We start from the raw sequence: 16,327 nt of genomic DNA on the forward strand, positions 1-16,327 counted from the left end.
ACTGACTGACCGCCGACCATGCCCCTCCTCTTCCTGCGCGCCGCGGCGCTGTTCGCCTTTGCCGGCCTTTTCTCGCTGCTGGTGCTGTGGTGCCCGCCCCTGCATGCGCAGCAGGCGCCCGGCGCCACCCAGACGGTGACGGACCTGGCGGGCCGCAGCGTCAAGCTGCCGGCCCGGGTGGAGCGCATCCTGCTGGGCGAAGGCCGGCTGCTGCCCGCGCTGGCCGTGTTCGAGCGCGACGACCCGGCCCGCCGCCTGGTGGGCATGATGGGCGACTACGAGAGCCTGGACGAGGCCGGCTACGCACAGTGGCGCAGCCGCTTCCCGCAGATCGACAAGGTGCCGCGAGTGGGCCGCAACAGCGCCGGCAGCTTCAGCGATGAACAGGCCATCGCGCTGCGCCCGCAGGTCGCCATCCTGGGCCTGGCCGGTGGCCACGGCCCGAGCAAGAACGACCGCGAAACCCTGGCGCGGCTGGAGGCAGCCGGCGTGGCCGTGGTGTTCATCGACTTCCGCCACGACCCGCTCAAGAACACGGTGCGCAGCATGGAGCTCTTGGGCGCGGTGCTGGGCAAGCGCAAGGAGGCCGACGAGTTCGTGGCCTTCTGGCGCGCCCAGCTCGAGCGCGTGGAGTCGCGCCTGCGCAATGCGCCGGCCAGCACCCGCCACCCCACGGTGTTCCTGGAGAACCGCGTGGGCCTGTCCGACGAGTGCTGCGCCACCATGGTGGGCCTGGTCGGCCTGCTCATGGATGCGGGCGGCGCGAACAATGTGGCGCGCGGCCTAATCCCCGGCGAGCACGGCACGCTGAACCCCGAGTTCCTGATCGCCACGCAGCCGCAGCTGTACATCGGCACGGGCATCGGCAGCATGGCCACGGTGCAGAAGTCGCCGCTGCGCATCGTGCTCGGCGCCGACGCCACGCCCGAGGCCGCGCGCGCCTCGCTGGTGCGCGCCACGCAGCGCCGCGGCATCGCCCAGTTGCAGGCCGTGCAGCAGCCGGGCCGCGCCCACGCCATCTGGCACCACTACTACAACTCGCCCTTCAACGTGGTCGCGGTGCAGGTGTTCGCCAAGTGGCAGCACCCCGAGCTGTTCGCCGACCTGGACCCGCGCGAGACGCTGCAGACGATGTTCCAGCGCTTCCAGCCCATCCCGCTGACCGGCGTGTACTGGACCAGCCTCTGATGGTGGGCGCCGATCCCCTGCACTGCAGCGCCCGCCGCGCGCTGCTGGCCACGGGCGCCAGCCTGTGGCTGGCGGGCTGCACCACCGCGCCACCGCAGCCCGGCCCGCTGCTGCAGGCGCCCGCCGTGCAATTGCCCGGCACGCACCAGATGGACCTGCGCGACCCCGTGAGCGGCCACGCCTGGCGCATCTGGGTGCAGCGCCCTGCCGGGCCGGCCCCGGCCACGGGCCACCCGGTGCTGTACCTGCTGGACGGCAATGCCTCGTTCGCGCTGGCCGCGCAGCTGGCGCGCAATGGCGCGGGCCGGCCCGGCGAGCTGCGCACCGACGCGGCCATCGTGGTCGGCATTGGCCACCCGGGCGATGCGACCATCCACCCCGCCGAGCGCCAGCGCGACTACACGCCGCCCGCGCCCGGCGGCAGTGCCACGGCCCAGGCGGGCGGGGCCGAGGTACTGCTCGATTTCATCGCGCGCGAGCTGCAGCCGCGCGTGGCGGCCGCCCTGCCGGTGGACCCGCTGCGCCAGACGCTCAGCGGACACTCGTTCGGCGGCCTGCTGGTGCTGCATGCGCTGTTCACGCGGCCCACCCAGTTCACCCGCTATGCGGCGACGAGCCCCTCGGTGTGGTGGAACAACGGCCAGGTGATGGGCACGGCCGAGCGCTTCGTGCAGGCCCATGCCGGCGCGCCGCGTCCCTTCCGTGCGCAGTTGCAGTTGCGCATCGGCAGCCTGGAGACGGCCGAGGCTGCTGCCACCCCGGCCCGCGCCGCGGTGCAGCGCGAGCGCCGCATGCTGGAACGCACGCAGGCGCTGGCTGCGCAGCTCAGGGCGCTGCAGTGGCCCGAGCTCGCGGTGCAGATGGAAGTGCTGGCCGGCGAGGACCATGGCAGCGTGATGGCGCCCGCGTTGATCGACGCGCTGGCCCTGGCCCAGCAACCGCGCTGAGCCCCCTTGGCGTCCGACTTCCTCCCAACAGTGAATCCCCCCGTGCCTTCCTCTCCCTCCGACACGCTGGCCCAGCGCTACCGGCAGTTCGTGCGCCTGCGGCTGGTGCTGCTGGGCGCGCTGCTCGCGGCGCTGTGCGCGAGCGTGGTAGCCGACATCGCCATCGGTCCCTCGACCTTCGCCTTTGCCGACGTGCTGCGCGGCCTGTTTGCGCCGGCCAGCCTGCCGCAGGCCCAGCAGGTCATCCTTTGGGAAGTGCGCCTGCCCTATGCCGTGATGGCGGTGCTGGTCGGCGCCAGCCTGGGCCTGGCCGGCGCCGAGATGCAGACGGCGCTCAACAACCCGCTGGCCAGCCCGTTCACGCTGGGCGTGTCGGCCGCGGCGGCGGTGGGCGCATCGGCCGCTGTGGTCAGCGGCTTCACGCTGCTGGCCTTTGGCGAAAACCTGGCCGTGCCGCTGTGCGCCTTTGCGGGCGCGGCCTGCGCCACCGCCTTGATCCAGCTGCTGGCCTGGCGCCAGGGCGCGACGGTGGACACGGTGGTGCTGTTCGGCATCGCGCTGCTGTTCAGCTTCGAGGCCCTGCTGTGGCTGCTGCAGTTCATCGCCGACAGCAATGCGCTGCAGCAGATCGTGTTCTGGACCATGGGCAGCCTGGGCCGCTCCACCTGGACCAAGATCGCCATCGTCGGCACCGTGCTGGGCACCTGCATGCTCTGGTCGGCCAGCCAGGCCTGGGCGCTCACGGCCCTGCGCGCGGGCGAGGACCAGGCGCGCAGCGTCGGCATCCCCGTGGAGCGGCTGCGGCTGGTGACGCTGCTGCGCGTGAGCCTGATGGCCGCCACGGCCCTGTCGTTCACGGGCACCATCGGCTTCGTCGGCCTGGTGGGGCCGCACATCGCGCGCATGCTGCTCGGCGAAGACCACCGCTACTACCTGCCGGGCAGCGCGCTCGCAGGGGCACTGGTGCTCTCGCTCGCCTCCATCCTGAGCAAGGCGCTGATTCCCGGCGTGGTGCTGCCCATCGGCATCATCACGGCGCTGGTCGGCGTGCCGCTGTTCATGGCCTTGGTGCTGCGCCAACGGAGGCTGGCATGACGGCGGGCTTTGCGCTCGAAGGCCTGTCCGCCGGCTATCCGGGGCGGCCCGTTCTGCAAGGCGTGGCTGTGAACGGCATCCCCCCCGGCACGCTGGTGGCCGTGGTGGGCCCCAATGCCGTGGGCAAGTCCACCCTGCTCAAGGCGATTGCGGGCCTGCGCCCGGCGCAGGGGCGGGTGCTGCTGGAGGGCGCCGACCTTGCGGGCCTGGTCCCGCGCGAGCGCCTGCGCCGCGTGGGCTACCTGCCGCAGGCCCTGCCACAGAGCACCTCGCTCGTGGCCTACGAAACCTGGCAAAGCGCCTTGCGCGCCGGCCGCAGCGAGTGGAGCGCCGCACGGCGCGAGGCGGCCATCGAGTCGGTCGTGGCATCGCTGGGCCTGCAGGCGCTGGCGCTGCGCCGGCTCGACGAACTCTCGGGCGGGCAGCGGCAGATGGTGGGCCTGGCCCAGGTCATCGTGCGCGAGCCCCGGCTGTTGCTGCTGGACGAGCCCACCAGCGCGCTCGACCTGCGCTGGCAGCTGCAGGTGCTGCAGGCGGTGCGCGCCCTGGTGCAGCAGCAGGGCGCCATCGGCCTGGTGGCGGTGCACGACCTGAACCTCGCGCTGCGCTTTTGCCAGCAGGTGCTGGTGCTGGGCGGCGGCGGCGTGCTGGCTGCGGGCGACCCCGCCCAGGTGCTCACGCCCGCGCTGCTGCAGCGCGCCTACGGCGTGCAGGCCCGGGTGGAGCGCTGCTCCCTGGGCAACCTGCTGGTGCTGGCCGATACCGCGCGGCCCCTTGATCACCCGCTTTCCATCCCAACGACGACCACGACCCCATGATGCGACGCCAGGGCCATGTGCCCACGCCCGAAGCCAGCCGCTACCTGCAGCGCCTGTGCTACCACTTCACGCGCAAGATCAGCGTCACCTACGACGAGCACCAGGGCCAGGCCCACTTCCCCTGGGGGCTGTGCGTGCTGCGGGCTGACGACGCAGCCCTGCATTTCGACTGCAGCGCCGAGGACGATGCCAGCCTGGCGCGCGTGCAGTTCGCCATCGACTCGCATGTGGAGCTGTTCTCGCGCAAGAGCCCCGTGGCGGTGGACTGGCAGCCCGTTCAGGCCGGGTAGCCGGGACGCGCCGCCGGTGATGCGCCGTGGGGCCCTGCACCGTGTTGTGACAACTGGCATACTTTCCCCGGCCTGATCCGCCGATCCACGAACCGCCAGCTTCCTAGGATGTGACATTCTGTTAACAATCCCGGCGGTCGGAGGCGCGTGCCGGGCATCGTCCTGCCATGGCATCCCCCGCAAGCACCGTTTCCACCGCCCATCCCCCCCGCCCGTTCGCCATTCCACAGCGCGGCTCCAGTGTCGCCGGCAAGGCCTACTGGGCCATGGCGCAGCGGGTGGCCTTGACGGCCGCAGCCATCGACTGCGGCTACATCCTGCTCTTTCTCTGGCTGGGCTCGGTGCCGCTGGCGCTGGTCAACCTGGTCAGCATCGGCATGTACCTGGGCGCCTACCAGCTCATCCAGCGGCGCCGCAACACGGCCGGCATCCTGCTGATCTGGCTGGAGGTGATCGTCCACTCGGCGCTGGGCTCGCTGCTGGTGGGCTGGGACAGCGGCTTTCACTACTATCTGTGGCTGTTCATCCCGGCCATCGTGATCGCCAACTCGGGCCGCTACGCCATACCGATGGTGCTGGCACTGCTGGCCTATTACCTGGGCCTGCGCTTCGCGTGCGACCACTGGGGCGCCCTGGCGCCCCTGGCCGGCAAGGGCCAGCAGGTGGTCAACACCATCCATGTGTGCATCGTGTTCGGCATGTTCGCGGCCCTGGCGGCGTTCTACCGCCGCACCATCCTCATCGCCGAGAACCGGCTGCTCAAGCAGGCCACGCTCGATGCGCTGACCGGGTTGAACAACCGCGCCCATTTCCACACCCTCGCGGGGCACACGCTGACGCGTATCCAGCGCACCGGTGAACCGGTGGCGCTGCTGCTGTGCGACATCGACCATTTCAAGCAGGTCAACGACCGCCACGGCCACGCCATGGGGGACCGCGTACTGGTCATGGTGGCCAGCGTGCTCGCGCGCAACCTGCGCGAGAGCGACGTGATCGCGCGCTGGGGCGGCGAGGAGTTCCTGGCGCTGATGCCCGCCAGCCCCCTGTCGTCGGCCCTGGAGGTGGCCGAGCGCATCCGCGTGGCGATGGAGCAGATCGAGATGGACTGCCAGGGCCAGGCGGTGCCTTTGAGCATGTCCTTCGGGGTGGCGCAGGTGGCCCATGGCGACGACCTGCAGGCGGCCATCGCGCGGGCCGACCAGGCGCTCTACCAGAGCAAGAACAACGGCCGCAACCGCGTGACGGCCGGCTAGATCCGGACCGTCAGCCCTTGCGCGCGGCCTCGTACAGCTTCTGCACCTTGGGAACGTTGGCCTGCAACTGCTCGATGCGCGCCGGGCCCGAGGGGTGGGTGGACAGGAAGGCCAGGCCGCCCTGCTTGTTGCCCGTGGCATTGCCCATCTTCTTCCACAGGCTCACCGAAGCCTCGGGCTGGTAGCCGGCGCGCGCGGCCAGCTCCAGGCCCACCAGGTCGGCATCGCTCTCGTCCGAACGGCTGAACTGCAGCGTGAGCAACTGGCCGCCGAGGCTGGCCGCGGCATTGCCCAGGTCTCCAAGGCCCAGCAGCTGCGAGCCCAGGCGCAGGCCGATGTTGGTGGCCTGGGTCTTGGCCAGGCGCTCGCGCGCATGCTCGCGCAGCGCATGGGCCATTTCGTGGCCCATGATCATCGCCGCCTCGTCGTCGGTGAGCTTGAGCTGGTCGAGGATGCCGGTGTAGAAGGCGATCTTGCCGCCAGGCATGCAGAAAGCGTTGATCTGCTTGCTGCCGATCAGGTTCACCTCCCAGCGCCACTGGCCTGCCCGCTCGTTCCAGGGCTTGGTGTGCGGGATCAGCCGCTGCGCGATGGCGCGCAGGCGCTGCAGCTGCGGAAAATCGTCGGGCGCCAGCGCGCGCTTGCTGCGGGCCTGTTCCATCATCTGCTGGTACTGCTGCGCGGCCGACCGCTCCAGCGTCTCGGCCGGTATCAGCTTGCGCAGGGTGGAGGAGGTGCCCACATCCACCTGGGCGATGGCCGGGGCCATGGCGCCCGCCCCCGCAGCCAGAAGAAACGCGCGGCGCGCCGACCACAGGGAGGACGGCGCGGCAATGGGAGGGGGGCAAAGCATGCACATGCAGGAATAATAGACAAAAACCCAGGCACCCATGTCAGACACCTCCCCCACCACCGGCATTCCTTCGGCCCCCCGCCCTTCCTGGCTGCAGACGCTGCGCATCTACCTGGAGCCCGCCAGCCTGCGCATGCTCACGCTGGGCTTCTCGGCCGGGCTGCCGCTGCTGCTGGTGCTGGGCACGCTGAGTTTCCGGCTGCGCGAGGCGGGCATCGACCGCAGCACCATCGGCTACCTGAGCTGGGTGGGCCTGGCCTATGGCTTCAAGTGGGTCTGGGCGCCACTGGTGGACCGCATGCCCCTGCCCCTGCTCACGCGCTGGCTGGGCCGGCGGCGCAGCTGGCTGCTGCTGTCGCAGCTGCTGGTGGTGGCGGGGCTGGTGGGCATGGCACTGGCGGACCCGCGGGAGATGCTGGGTCCCATCGTCTGGTGCGCGCTGGCCGTGGCCTTCGGCTCGGCCACGCAGGACATCGCGCTCGACGCCTTTCGCATCGAGTCGGCCGCCGCGCGCTACCAGGCAGCGCTGGCGGCCTCCTACCAGACGGGCTACCGCCTGGCCATGATCTGGGCCGGCGCGGGCGTGCTGTGGATCGCGGCGCGCGCCGAGGTGGCACCCGCCGTGGGACAGGCCGTGGCCGCTTACCAGAACGGCGCCTGGCAGACGGCCTACCTGGCCATGGCGGCGTCCATGGCGGTAGGCATCGTCACCGTGCTGTTCTCGCGCGAGCCCGCACAGCTCGCACTGCCCCCCGCCAGGAATGCCGCCGAGTGGATCAAGGGCGCGGTGATCGACCCGTTCGCCGACTTCCTCTCGCGCTATGGCTGGCATGCGGCGCTGATCCTGGCGCTGATCGCCGTGTACCGCATCAGCGACGTGGTGATGGGCATCATGGCCAACCCCTTCTACGTGGACATGGGCTACACCAAGGACGAGGTGGCAGCCGTGACCAAGATCTACGGCGTGGTGATGACGCTGGTCGGCGCCTTCGTGGGCGGGGTCCTGTCCATCCGATTCGGCGTCATGCGCATCCTGATGCTGGGCGCCCTGCTCAGCGCCGGCAGCAACCTGCTGTTCGCCTGGCTGGCCGGCCACGGGCACGATGTGACGGCGCTGATCGCCGTGGTCTCGGCCGACAACCTGGCCAGCGGCATTGCCTCGGCGGCCTTCATCGCCTACCTGTCGAGCCTGACCAACGTGAGCTACTCGGCCACCCAGTACGCGCTGTTCAGCTCGCTGATGCTCCTGCTGCCCAAGTTCCTCGCCGGGTTTTCGGGCCGCTACGTGGACCTGTTCGGCTATGCCCACTTCTTCACGGCCACCGCGCTGCTGGGCGTGCCTGTGCTGGCACTCGTGTGGCTGGCCTCACGGGTCAAAATCGCAGCGACCGCGCGCGAATGAATGATTCGGCGCTATGCATTGTATAGCTAAGCAGCAGACCGGCAGGGAGCCAGGTTTACGGGAGCTTTACAGGGGCTTCAACACGGCGTGACGCCTTTGCGCGAGCATAGGGACGTACCCAATACACTGATCCCATGAGCTCCCAACTGCTGATGATCGAAGACGACGCCCGCCTCGCCGAGATGGTGGGCGAGTACCTGGGCCAGTCCGGCCTGGTGGTGACGCACCGCGCCGACGGCAAGAGCGGCCTGGCCGAGCTGCAGGGACCCGATGCGGCCGCCCTGCCCGACCTGGTGATACTGGACCTGATGCTGCCCGACATGGACGGCCTGGAAGTCTGCCGCCGCATCCGCTCGCTGCAGGGCCCGGCCGCACAGGTACCGGTGCTGATGCTCACGGCCAAGGGCGACCCCATGGACCGCATCATCGGCCTGGAACTCGGTGCCGACGACTACCTGCCCAAGCCCTTCGAGCCGCGCGAGCTGCTGGCGCGCATCCGCGCCATCCTGCGCCGGCGCACCGATGGCGGAACGCCCGCCGCCCAGGCCCTGCGCTTCGGCACGCTGGAGATCGACCGCGATGCGCGCACCGTCACCGTGGGCGGCCAGCCGGCCGACCTGACCTCCTACCAGTTCGACCTGCTGGTGGCGCTGGCCGAGCGCGCGGGCCGCGTGCTCACGCGCGACCAGATCATGGAGGCCGTGCGCGGCCGCGAGCTGGAGGCCTTCGACCGCTCCATCGACGTGCACATGGGCCGCATCCGCGCGGCCATCGAGGTCGATGCCAAGAACCCGCGCCGCATCCTGACCGTGCGCGGCGTGGGCTACGTGTTCGCCAAGCAGCAGGACTGACGCCCGGTGAGCCTTTCCAACCCCTTCGCCCGGCGTCTGTACCTGCGCATCTGGCTCGCGGTGGTCGGCGGCATCGCCGTGCTTACGTTGGTCGTGGGCTGGGCCTGGCGCATCGCCGAGGAGCAGAAGGCGAGCAACAACCAGCCCTTCGTGCCACCCTCGCGCGAGATGGTGCTGCGCGATGCCCGGGGCGACGTGGTCTTTCGCGGGCCTGCGGCGCGGCAGCCGTCGGAGCCCGGCGAGAACGTGGAGTTCCACATCGAGTCCGACACCGGGCAGACCTTCGTGCTGCAGATGGCGCCGCGCCCGCAGAACCGCGGCGGCCGCCCGGGCGGCGGTGATGCCGCGTTCTGGACCCGCCCCCCCTTCGGCTTCCTGTGGCTGCTGGGCATCGTGGGCCTGGCCGTGGCGGTGGGCGTATACCCCATCATCCGGCGCCTGACCCTCCGGCTCGAGGCGCTGCAGCGCAGCGTCAAGCACTTCGGCGAAGGCGACCTGTCGGTGCGCGTGCCCGAGCAGGGCCAGGACGAAGTGGCCGACCTGGCGCGCCAGTTCAACGCCGCCGCCGCACGGGTAGAGACCCTGGTCAAGTCGCACAAGTCGCTGCTGGCCAACGCCTCGCACGAGTTGCGCTCGCCGCTCACGCGCATCCGCATGGGCATGGAGCTCATGGGTGGGCAACAGCCCTCGCCCGCCTTTCGCGCCGAAATCCTGCGCAACATCGCCGAGCTCGACCAGCTGGTGGACGAGATCCTGCTGGCCAGCCGCCTGGACGCACGCGAGGCCGATGTGGGCACGGTGGAGACGGTGGACCTGGTGGGCCTGGCCGCCGAGGAATGCGCGCGCGTGGATGCCGACCTGGACGTCGGCGCCAGCCCCGATGCGGTGGACGTGCGCGGCGTCTCCAAGCTGCTGCGCCGGGCCATCCGCAACCTGCTCGAGAACGCCCGGCGCTACAGCACGGGCGAGATCAGCGTGGTCGTGCACCGCAGCCAGGGCCATGCCGAGGTGCGCGTGTGCGACCAGGGTCCGGGCGTGCCCAGCAGCCAGCGCGAGCGCATCTTCGAGCCCTTCTACCGCCTGCCGGGTGCCAGCGAGCGCGCGGGCGGCGTGGGCCTGGGCCTGTCGCTCGTGCGATCGATCGCCGGGCGCCACAACGGCGTGGTGTTCTGCGAGGACCGGCCCGACGGCAGCAACGGTGCCTGTTTCGTGCTGCGGCTGCCGGTCACTTCGGCCAGCGCCGCGCCATGAAGGCGTAGAGCCCGGCGCCCAACACCAGCACCGAGCCCGCCACGGCGAGCGCCCAGTCGAAACCCTGCGCCCGTGAACCGGCCTGCGCGAGCAGCGCAGCCGCCATGGGCGGCCCGGCGATCTGGCCGATGCCATAGAGCGCGGTAAGCAGCCCGGTGAAGCCCGCGCCGGCCTGCGGCCACTGGTGCCGCGCCTCCTGCAGGGCAAAGAAGGTGATGGCCGTGAACGGCAGGCCCAGCAGCAGGCTGCCGAGCGCAAAACCTGCCGGCCCAGGCCACAACACGCCCAGTGCAATGCCGCCCGCCTGCAGCAGGTAGGCGCCGGCCAGCAACCAGCGGCGGTCGCGGTGCGGTGCGATGCGTGTCGACAGCCAGGCACCCAGTGCCACCCCGGCGCCGAACACGGGCCAGAACAGGTCGGGCCATGCCGAGCCGGCCGGCAAAGCGGCGCGCGCGATCACGGGCAGGAAGGTCGCCGTGACGATGTAGCCCAGGCCCGCCAGGCCATAGGCCAGCGCATGCAGGGCCCGCTGCGCCGCGGGATGCGCGGCAGGCAGGGCCTGGACGGCGGCGGGCCCGCCGGCCGCTGCGCCGGGCGCCTCGCCAGCGCGCAAGACCTGCCAGACCACCGCGCACAGCACAGCCGCCAGCGCGGCAAACGTGGCCCAACCGGCCGCAGCGCTCCAGCCCGCCGCGACCATGGCCCCGGTCGGCAGGCCCGTGGCCACGATGCCCAGGCCCGGTCCGCAGAAGATCAGGCCAGCGAGCTGGGGCTGCCCCAGTCGGGTGAGCTGGCCCATGCACCAGTTGGCCGTGCCCAGGAACACCAGGGCACTCGCAACGCCCGCGAGAAAGCGCAGCAACGGCCACGACGCGGGCCAGGGAAACGCCAGCACCCCGGTCAGCAGCACCGTGGCCACCAGCCCGCCGCGCGCCAATGCCGCGTTGCTCGGGACGGTGGTGCCCAGGCGGCGGCCGATCCAGGGCAAGGCCATGTACAGCAGCGCTCCGGCAAGGTAGCCGGCATAGTTGGCCGTGGCCAGCCAGCTGCCGTTGGCGATGTCGACCACGCCGTCGTGCAGCATCATGGGCAGCAGCGGGGTGAAGGCGAAGCGGCCGATGCCCATGGCCACCGCCAGGGCGACCATGCCGGCCAGGGCGACCTGCAAGGGCGCCACCCCGGCAGCTTGCACGCGGGCGGGGGAAGGGGACGAAGACACCTGGTCCATGCGGGGATACCAAAGAGGGTTGCCACGGCGGATGCCGCTGCGTATCATCTTATCAAGAGATTGAATTTTTGTAATTCATACTATTTCAAGATGGTTGAATCTTCTGCATCCTTGCTGGACCTTGCGGCCCTGGACATCTTTCGCACCGTGGCGGCCGAAGGCAGCGTCACGCGCGCGGCCGAGCGGCTGGGGCGCGTGCAGTCGAATGTGACCACCCGGGTGCGCCAGCTGGAGGCGGACCTGGGCACCCCGCTGTTCCTGCGCGAAGGCAAGCGCATGGCGCTCACGCCCGAGGGGCAGGTGCTGCTGGGCTATACCGACCGGCTGCTGGCGCTGGCCGAAGAGGCGCGCCAGGCGGTGCGCCCGGGCCAGCCAGGCGGCCGGTTGCGCCTGGGCTCGATGGAAAGCACGGCCGCGAGCCGCCTGCCGGTACCACTGGCGCGCCTGCACGGCCAATGGCCGGGCGTGGCGCTGGAGCTGTCGACCGCCCCCACCCGCGAACTGGTGGAACGGCTGCGCGCCCATGCGCTCGACGCGGTGCTGGTGGCCTGGCCCCCGGGCCAGGCCCCGGATGCGGCACTCGAGACCCGGCCCGTGTTCACCGAAGACCTGCTGCTGGTGCTGCCCGCCGGCCACCCTGCCGTGGCCGGGCCCGAGGACGTACAGCCCGGCACGCTCGCGGTCTTCGAGCTGGGCTGCACCTACCGCCGCATCGGTCAGGACTGGTTCGCTCCCCGGTCGCAGCCCATGCAGGTGCTGGAACTGGGCTCCTACCATGCCATCCTGGCCTGCGTGGCCGCCGGCAGTTGCGCGGGCATCGTGCCGCGCTCGGTGCTGGCCATGACGCCCCACGCCGGGATGTTGAGCCACCAGCCCATCACCCGCATCGACACCCTGCTCACCTGGCGCAAGGGCTACCGCTCCAGCGCGCTCGATGCCCTGCAGCAGGCACTGTCCGCCGCCTGACCGTTTTCTCTTTCCCCCGTTCCAGGAGTCCGCCATGACCGACCGCAGCCTTCGCACCGCCCTTTCGCTTCGCCTGCCCATCGTCCAGGGCCCGATGACCGGTTCCGACACGCCGGCCCTGGCCGCTGCCGTCTCCGCTGCAGGCGGACTGGGCTCCCTGGGCTGCGGCATGCGCTCGCCCGCCGCCATGATCGAGGCGGCCGCCGAGGTACGCCGGCGCACCGACCAGCCGTTCTGCATGAACCTCTTCGTGCAGGACACGCCCGCGCCCGACGCCACCACCGTGGACGCCGCCGTGGCGCGGCTCGCCCCGCTGTATGCCGAGTTCGGCCAGCAGCCGGCCGTGCCCGCACGCTGGTGCGAGGACTTCGCGGCGCAGTTCGACGCGCTGATCGCCGCGCGCCCGGCGGTGGCCAGCTTCACCTTCGGCATCCTGTCTGCCGCACAGGTGGAGCGCCTGCATGCCGCGGGCTGCTATGTGATCGGCACGGCCACCACGGTGGCCGAGGCCGTGGCCTGGGCCGACGTGGGGGCCGACGGGGTCTGTGCCTCGGGCATGGAGTCGGGCGGGCACCGGGGCACCTTCCTCGGCGATTTCGCCTCCTCGATGATCGGCACCATGGCCCTGGTGCCGCGCTGCGTGGACGTGCTGCAGCCGCGCGGCGTGGCCGTGGTCGCGGCCGGCGGCATCATGGACGGGCGCGGCATCGCCGCGGCCCAGGCCCTGGGGGCCGAGGCGGTGCAGATGGGCACGGCCTTTTTGTCCTGCGACGAATCGGGCATCGGCGCCCCCTACCGCCAGGCGCTGGCGAGTGCCAAGGGCACCGACACGCGCACCACGCGGGCCCTCACCGGGCGCCACGCGCGCGGCATCGTCAACGCGCTGATGGACCGGCTGCAGGCCGATGAGGCCGCCGTGCCGCCCTACCCCGTGCAGAACGCCTTCACGGGCGCGCTGCGCAAGGCCTCGAACGAGGCCGGCCGGGCCGACTACCTGTCGCTCTGGGCTGGCCAGGGCGTGGAGGCCGTGCGGCCCATGTCCGCCAGTGCCCTGGTGGCGCTGCTGGAAGAGGAGTGGAAGCAGGCCAGCGCGCGCGTGGGCGCTGCGCGCTGAAGCACGCGGCTCAGCGCGTCCAGGGCAGGTCGCGCGCTGTCCCCTGGATGACCGGGTGTTCGCGGTGCAGCACCTCGCCGGCCAGCACGCGCTCGTAGTAGCGCAGGTAGCCGCGTGCCATGGCCTCGGCGCTGAAATGTTGCTGCACATGGGCATGGCAGGCGCGCGGGTCGGCCTTGCGGGTGCGCACGGCCTCGGCCAGGGCGCTGGCGCTGGCCGACAGGCTGCCGCACTCGGCGGGCACCAGTTCGGGCAACGCACCGTAGGGCGTGCTGAACACCGGGCAGCCGAAGTACAGGCTCTCGATCACGGCCAGGCCGAAGGGCTCGTGCCAGCGCACGGGAAAGATCAGGCCGCGCGAGGCGTTGAGCAGCTCGTTCTTGCGCGTGCCGCCGACCATGCCGAAGAAGTGGATCTTGCGCGACAGCGTCCAGCGAAAGCCGCGCTTGAAGTTGATGCGGTCACCGCCCAGCACGTCGAGTTCCACGCCCGCCAGCTTGGCCACCTTGATGGCGCCGGCCACGTTCTTCACGCCCCAGGCCGCCTTGCCCAGGAAGTGGTAGTGGTCGCGCGGGCGCTCGAAGTCCACCGGGCCATAGGCCGACCAATCGAGGCCGTTGTAGACGAACTCGGTCGAGCCATAGCGCGCCGCATGGTTGCGCGAGAGGAACACGGTGTTCAGCGGCAGCGGCTTGGGCTTGCGCGCGTTGCCGTGCTCGGTGACCAGGTAGGGGCGCGAAGGCTCGCTGCGCGGGTTGAACTGGAAGTGGGTGATGTCCACGTCGGCCGGAATCTGGCCGTCCCAGGGCTCGTCGGGCTTGATCGGCAACACCTGGGCAAAGTCGCAGCTGCTGCCTTCGGGCACGAGGTAGCTCACGCGGTGGCCCAATTGCACCAGGGTCTTGCCCAGGTCCCAGATCACGCGCTCGGTACCGCCGTAGCCGTACACCGGGATGGGGGAGTTGTTGACCAGCAGGATATGCATCTGGGAAGCCTGTTCAGAAAGGACGGCCGCAGCCGATGCGCGCACGCCGCTCATGCAGGGCCGCCAGCACCAGCGGGCACATGAAGAGGTAGAACATGTTGCCGCTGTTGTGCGCCAGGAAGACCTGGGTCAGGCCGAAGCCGATGTAGGACAGCGGCAGCATCACGCCGACCAGGCACAGCGAGAGCGATTCGCGGTCCATCTTGCCCGCACCGTCGCGGATGCGCCGGGCCGTGGGCCAGAACATCACCAGCGGAATGCCGTAGAAGGCCAGCAGCAGGAACACACCGGGCAGGCCACGCTTGGCAAACAGGTCCAGTACCTCGTTGTGGGCATGGCCGAATTCGAGCACCACGGGGTGCGCCAGGCCGGCGGCCACGCGGCGCGCCTTTTCCTGCTCGTAGCCGGCCCGGCCCCAGCCGGTGAGCGGCCGGTCCCAGCCCATTTGCCAGGCCAGCTGCCAGTGGGCCAGGCGCTGGCCCACCGAGCTGCGGCCATCACCGCGCTGCTGGTAGATCTGCATTTCCTGGCGCGCCTCGTCCACGCGCTGCTCCACGGCTGGCACCTGGGACAGCGCCGCCGCCGCGATGGCCAGCACGCACAGGCCCCAGTACACGCGCCGTTGCCCGGTGGTGCGCACCAGCAGCCAGGCGCACACCGGCAGCAGCAGCACCAGGGCCAGCCAACCGCCGCGCGACTGCGACAGCACCGAGCCCACGGCGCCCAGCAGGATGGCGGCCACCAACAGCAACCGTTGCCAGGCCACCCAGCGCCGCCACTGCACAACCAGCAACAGGCCGCTGAGCACGGCCAGCAGCATGCTCAGGTTGCCGTACTGGATGGCATTGGTAAAACCGCTGGCACGCGGCAGTTGCTGCACGCCAATCTGGTAGATGCCCACCAGGCCGCTGCCCACCGCCCCCACCGCCACGCCCATCCATAGCCAGGAGGCCCGAGGCTCGAAGGTCATGAGGTAGAAGATGCAGGGCAGTGCCAGCAGGTACTTGACCGGGCGATCCATGCTGCCCCAGCCCCAGGTGGCGCCCACGTCGAGCAGCCACAGCGCGGCCATGCACGAGAAGGCCGCCGTGAGCCACCAGGCGGCACGCGGCGCCGGGCGCCGCCACCACACCGGAGCACTGGCCAACGCAGCCAGCAATAGCAGCGCCGCACCATAGGAGTAGCCCGAGGGCAGCCACAGCGCCAGGCCGGGCACCATGAAGGCGCCCACACTGGCACAGCGCCCGAACCAGCGGTAGGTCCGGACCGTCACCGGATCACCCGGCCGGTCAGGCTGTCGCGGTCGTAATGCAGCGCGGCATAGCGGAAGAAGCCCTCCAGCGCCACGAACAGGCAGTACAGAAAACCGGCCCCCCCGCACAGGAAGCCCAGGCGAAACAGGTACAGGCGCAGGAACATCGAGCCGCCCGAGGCCAGGCCGCGCAGCACGCCGCCGCGCTTGCCCAGTTCGGCGCGCTTGGCAGCGCCCAGCATCACGTACTGGGTGAGTTTCTCGAGGCTGGTGCGCACGGAGTTGCGCGTGTAGTGCAGCAGGCGGGCGCGCACCAGGTGCCGCGGCACGGCAGCGCCACCGGGCTCGGGGTGCAGCTGCGCCTGCTCGTGCACCACGCCCGTGAACTCACGGACCATGGAGCGCACGAACAGCCGCTCGATGCGCGACTGCGACAGAAAGTAGCGCAGCTCCTGGCCAAAGGCCACCATGCGCCAGCGGATGGTCCACACGCCGCGCGCGCCGGAGCGCACGATGGCCTGCACTTCTTGCTGGAAGGCGGGCGTCATGACCTCGTCGGCGTCGAGGAAGAACACGTAGTCGCCGCGCGCATGGGCCAAGAGCCGGTTGCGCTGCACGGCAAAGCCCTGCCAGTCGGGGTAGGAATGGACCTCCGCACCCAGCCCCTGGGCCAGGGAGATGGTGCTGTCCGTGCTGCCGCTGTCGACGACCAAGACCTGGTCGGCGAAGGCGGCACTGCGCAGGCAGGCTTCGATACGGTGGGCTTCGTTGTGCGTGAGCACCGCCACCGTGAGCGTGGGCGACGGCTTTGCGTCGCCAGCGGCCGCCGACATC

Annotated in this window: 16 protein-coding genes; 11 read left to right on the forward strand and 5 right to left on the reverse strand. The window is 70.8% G+C overall.

Going from position 1 to position 16,327, the window contains the following annotated elements; genetic code table 11:
• The first annotated feature begins 18 nt into the window (after positions 1–18).
• The 6 genes from AC07PF_RS27835 to AC07PF_RS27860 all read left to right on the forward strand — a co-directional run bounded on the left by AC07PF_RS27835 (position 19) and on the right by AC07PF_RS27860 (position 5,591).
• Entirely contained in the window at positions 19–1,188 is a 1,170-nt protein-coding gene (locus AC07PF_RS27835; protein ID WP_494614052.1) for an ABC transporter substrate-binding protein, read from the forward strand.
• Positions 1,188–2,135, forward strand: coding sequence for an alpha/beta hydrolase (locus tag AC07PF_RS27840; RefSeq protein WP_494614053.1), 948 nt, complete (start codon positions 1,188–1,190; stop codon positions 2,133–2,135). Before AC07PF_RS27835 ends, AC07PF_RS27840 begins: the two co-directional genes overlap by 1 nt.
• Positions 2,136–2,177: 42 nt before the next feature.
• Positions 2,178–3,230 (forward strand): FecCD family ABC transporter permease, encoded by a 1,053-nt coding sequence (locus tag AC07PF_RS27845; protein WP_494614054.1) that lies wholly within the window; start codon positions 2,178–2,180, stop codon positions 3,228–3,230.
• Positions 3,227–4,048 (forward strand): ABC transporter ATP-binding protein, encoded by an 822-nt coding sequence (locus AC07PF_RS27850; RefSeq protein ID WP_494614055.1) that lies wholly within the window; start codon positions 3,227–3,229, stop codon positions 4,046–4,048. Before AC07PF_RS27845 ends, AC07PF_RS27850 begins: the two co-directional genes overlap by 4 nt.
• Positions 4,045–4,338, forward strand: coding sequence for a DUF2218 domain-containing protein (locus AC07PF_RS27855; RefSeq protein WP_007859817.1), 294 nt, complete (start codon positions 4,045–4,047; stop codon positions 4,336–4,338). Before AC07PF_RS27850 ends, AC07PF_RS27855 begins: the two co-directional genes overlap by 4 nt.
• A 167-nt stretch (positions 4,339–4,505) precedes the next feature.
• Positions 4,506–5,591, forward strand: a complete 1,086-nt coding sequence (locus AC07PF_RS27860) for a GGDEF domain-containing protein (protein ID WP_494614056.1) — start codon at positions 4,506–4,508, stop codon at positions 5,589–5,591.
• Between the two features lie 10 nt (positions 5,592–5,601).
• On the opposite strand, the gene AC07PF_RS27865 is transcribed toward AC07PF_RS27860, so the two are convergent.
• A complete protein-coding gene (locus tag AC07PF_RS27865; RefSeq protein WP_108016678.1) occupies positions 5,602–6,450 on the reverse strand; it encodes a M48 family metallopeptidase in 849 nt (282 codons plus the stop codon).
• Between the two features lie 31 nt (positions 6,451–6,481).
• On the opposite strand from AC07PF_RS27865, the gene AC07PF_RS27870 reads away from it, so the two are divergent.
• The 3 genes from AC07PF_RS27870 to AC07PF_RS27880 all read left to right on the forward strand — a co-directional run bounded on the left by AC07PF_RS27870 (position 6,482) and on the right by AC07PF_RS27880 (position 9,948).
• Positions 6,482–7,846 (forward strand): AmpG family muropeptide MFS transporter, encoded by a 1,365-nt coding sequence (locus AC07PF_RS27870; protein WP_494614057.1) that lies wholly within the window; start codon positions 6,482–6,484, stop codon positions 7,844–7,846.
• 134 nt (positions 7,847–7,980) lie between these two features.
• Positions 7,981–8,697 carry a response regulator gene (locus AC07PF_RS27875; RefSeq protein WP_007859825.1) on the forward strand — a complete coding sequence of 239 codons (717 nt, stop codon included), beginning with the start codon at positions 7,981–7,983 and terminating at the stop codon, positions 8,695–8,697.
• A gap of 6 nt (positions 8,698–8,703) precedes the next feature.
• Positions 8,704–9,948, forward strand: coding sequence for a HAMP domain-containing sensor histidine kinase (locus tag AC07PF_RS27880; RefSeq protein ID WP_007859827.1), 1,245 nt, complete (start codon positions 8,704–8,706; stop codon positions 9,946–9,948).
• Here AC07PF_RS27880 and AC07PF_RS27885 read toward each other — a convergent pair.
• Positions 9,923–11,176 carry a YbfB/YjiJ family MFS transporter gene (locus AC07PF_RS27885; protein WP_494614058.1) on the reverse strand — a complete coding sequence of 418 codons (1,254 nt, stop codon included), beginning with the start codon at positions 11,174–11,176 and terminating at the stop codon, positions 9,923–9,925. The two genes, AC07PF_RS27880 and AC07PF_RS27885, sit on opposite strands and share 26 nt — an antisense overlap.
• 90 nt (positions 11,177–11,266) lie before the next feature.
• Between AC07PF_RS27885 and AC07PF_RS27890 the strand changes: the two genes are divergently transcribed.
• Both AC07PF_RS27890 and AC07PF_RS27895 read left to right on the forward strand, forming a co-directional pair.
• Entirely contained in the window at positions 11,267–12,142 is an 876-nt protein-coding gene (locus tag AC07PF_RS27890) for a LysR substrate-binding domain-containing protein (RefSeq protein WP_494614059.1), read from the forward strand.
• A gap of 34 nt (positions 12,143–12,176) precedes the next feature.
• Positions 12,177–13,256 (forward strand): NAD(P)H-dependent flavin oxidoreductase, encoded by a 1,080-nt coding sequence (locus tag AC07PF_RS27895; protein WP_494608977.1) that lies wholly within the window; start codon positions 12,177–12,179, stop codon positions 13,254–13,256.
• 10 nt (positions 13,257–13,266) lie between these two features.
• Here the strand turns inward: AC07PF_RS27895 and AC07PF_RS27900 are convergent, their stop codons facing one another.
• The 3 genes from AC07PF_RS27900 to AC07PF_RS27910 are packed head-to-tail and all read right to left on the reverse strand — an operon-like array spanning position 13,267 to position 16,326.
• Positions 13,267–14,241 carry a glycosyltransferase gene (locus AC07PF_RS27900; protein ID WP_494614060.1) on the reverse strand — a complete coding sequence of 325 codons (975 nt, stop codon included), beginning with the start codon at positions 14,239–14,241 and terminating at the stop codon, positions 13,267–13,269.
• Positions 14,242–14,254: 13 nt separating this feature from the next.
• Positions 14,255–15,514 carry an O-antigen ligase family protein gene (locus AC07PF_RS27905; protein ID WP_007859835.1) on the reverse strand — a complete coding sequence of 420 codons (1,260 nt, stop codon included), beginning with the start codon at positions 15,512–15,514 and terminating at the stop codon, positions 14,255–14,257.
• The gene (locus AC07PF_RS27910; protein ID WP_494614061.1) at positions 15,511–16,326 is read right to left on the reverse strand and encodes a glycosyltransferase family 2 protein; all 816 of its coding nucleotides are present in this window, start codon (positions 16,324–16,326) and stop codon (positions 15,511–15,513) included. Before AC07PF_RS27910 ends, AC07PF_RS27905 begins: the two co-directional genes overlap by 4 nt.
• Position 16,327 lies beyond the last annotated feature (1 nt).

This window comes from Acidovorax sp. GW821-FHT10A04 (genome assembly GCF_059415825.1).

Bases quoted from the DNA above. Each gene is read 5' to 3' on its own strand.
- AC07PF_RS27860 (WP_494614056.1), top strand. From the start codon at position 4,506: ATGGCATCCCCCGCAAGCACCGTTTCCACCGCCCATCCCCCCCGCCCG.
- AC07PF_RS27890 (WP_494614059.1), top strand. From the start codon at position 11,267: ATGGTTGAATCTTCTGCATCCTTGCTGGACCTTGCGGCCCTGGACATC.
- AC07PF_RS27850 (WP_494614055.1), top strand. From the start codon at position 3,227: ATGACGGCGGGCTTTGCGCTCGAAGGCCTGTCCGCCGGCTATCCGGGG.
- AC07PF_RS27895 (WP_494608977.1), top strand. From the start codon at position 12,177: ATGACCGACCGCAGCCTTCGCACCGCCCTTTCGCTTCGCCTGCCCATC.
- AC07PF_RS27840 (WP_494614053.1), top strand. From the start codon at position 1,188: ATGGTGGGCGCCGATCCCCTGCACTGCAGCGCCCGCCGCGCGCTGCTG.
- AC07PF_RS27835 (WP_494614052.1), top strand. From the start codon at position 19: ATGCCCCTCCTCTTCCTGCGCGCCGCGGCGCTGTTCGCCTTTGCCGGC.
- AC07PF_RS27900 (WP_494614060.1), bottom strand. From the start codon at position 14,241: ATGCATATCCTGCTGGTCAACAACTCCCCCATCCCGGTGTACGGCTAC.
- AC07PF_RS27885 (WP_494614058.1), bottom strand. From the start codon at position 11,176: ATGGACCAGGTGTCTTCGTCCCCTTCCCCCGCCCGCGTGCAAGCTGCC.
- AC07PF_RS27855 (WP_007859817.1), top strand. From the start codon at position 4,045: ATGATGCGACGCCAGGGCCATGTGCCCACGCCCGAAGCCAGCCGCTAC.
- AC07PF_RS27875 (WP_007859825.1), top strand. From the start codon at position 7,981: ATGAGCTCCCAACTGCTGATGATCGAAGACGACGCCCGCCTCGCCGAG.
- AC07PF_RS27870 (WP_494614057.1), top strand. From the start codon at position 6,482: ATGTCAGACACCTCCCCCACCACCGGCATTCCTTCGGCCCCCCGCCCT.
- AC07PF_RS27865 (WP_108016678.1), bottom strand. From the start codon at position 6,450: ATGTGCATGCTTTGCCCCCCTCCCATTGCCGCGCCGTCCTCCCTGTGG.
- AC07PF_RS27910 (WP_494614061.1), bottom strand. From the start codon at position 16,326: ATGTCGGCGGCCGCTGGCGACGCAAAGCCGTCGCCCACGCTCACGGTG.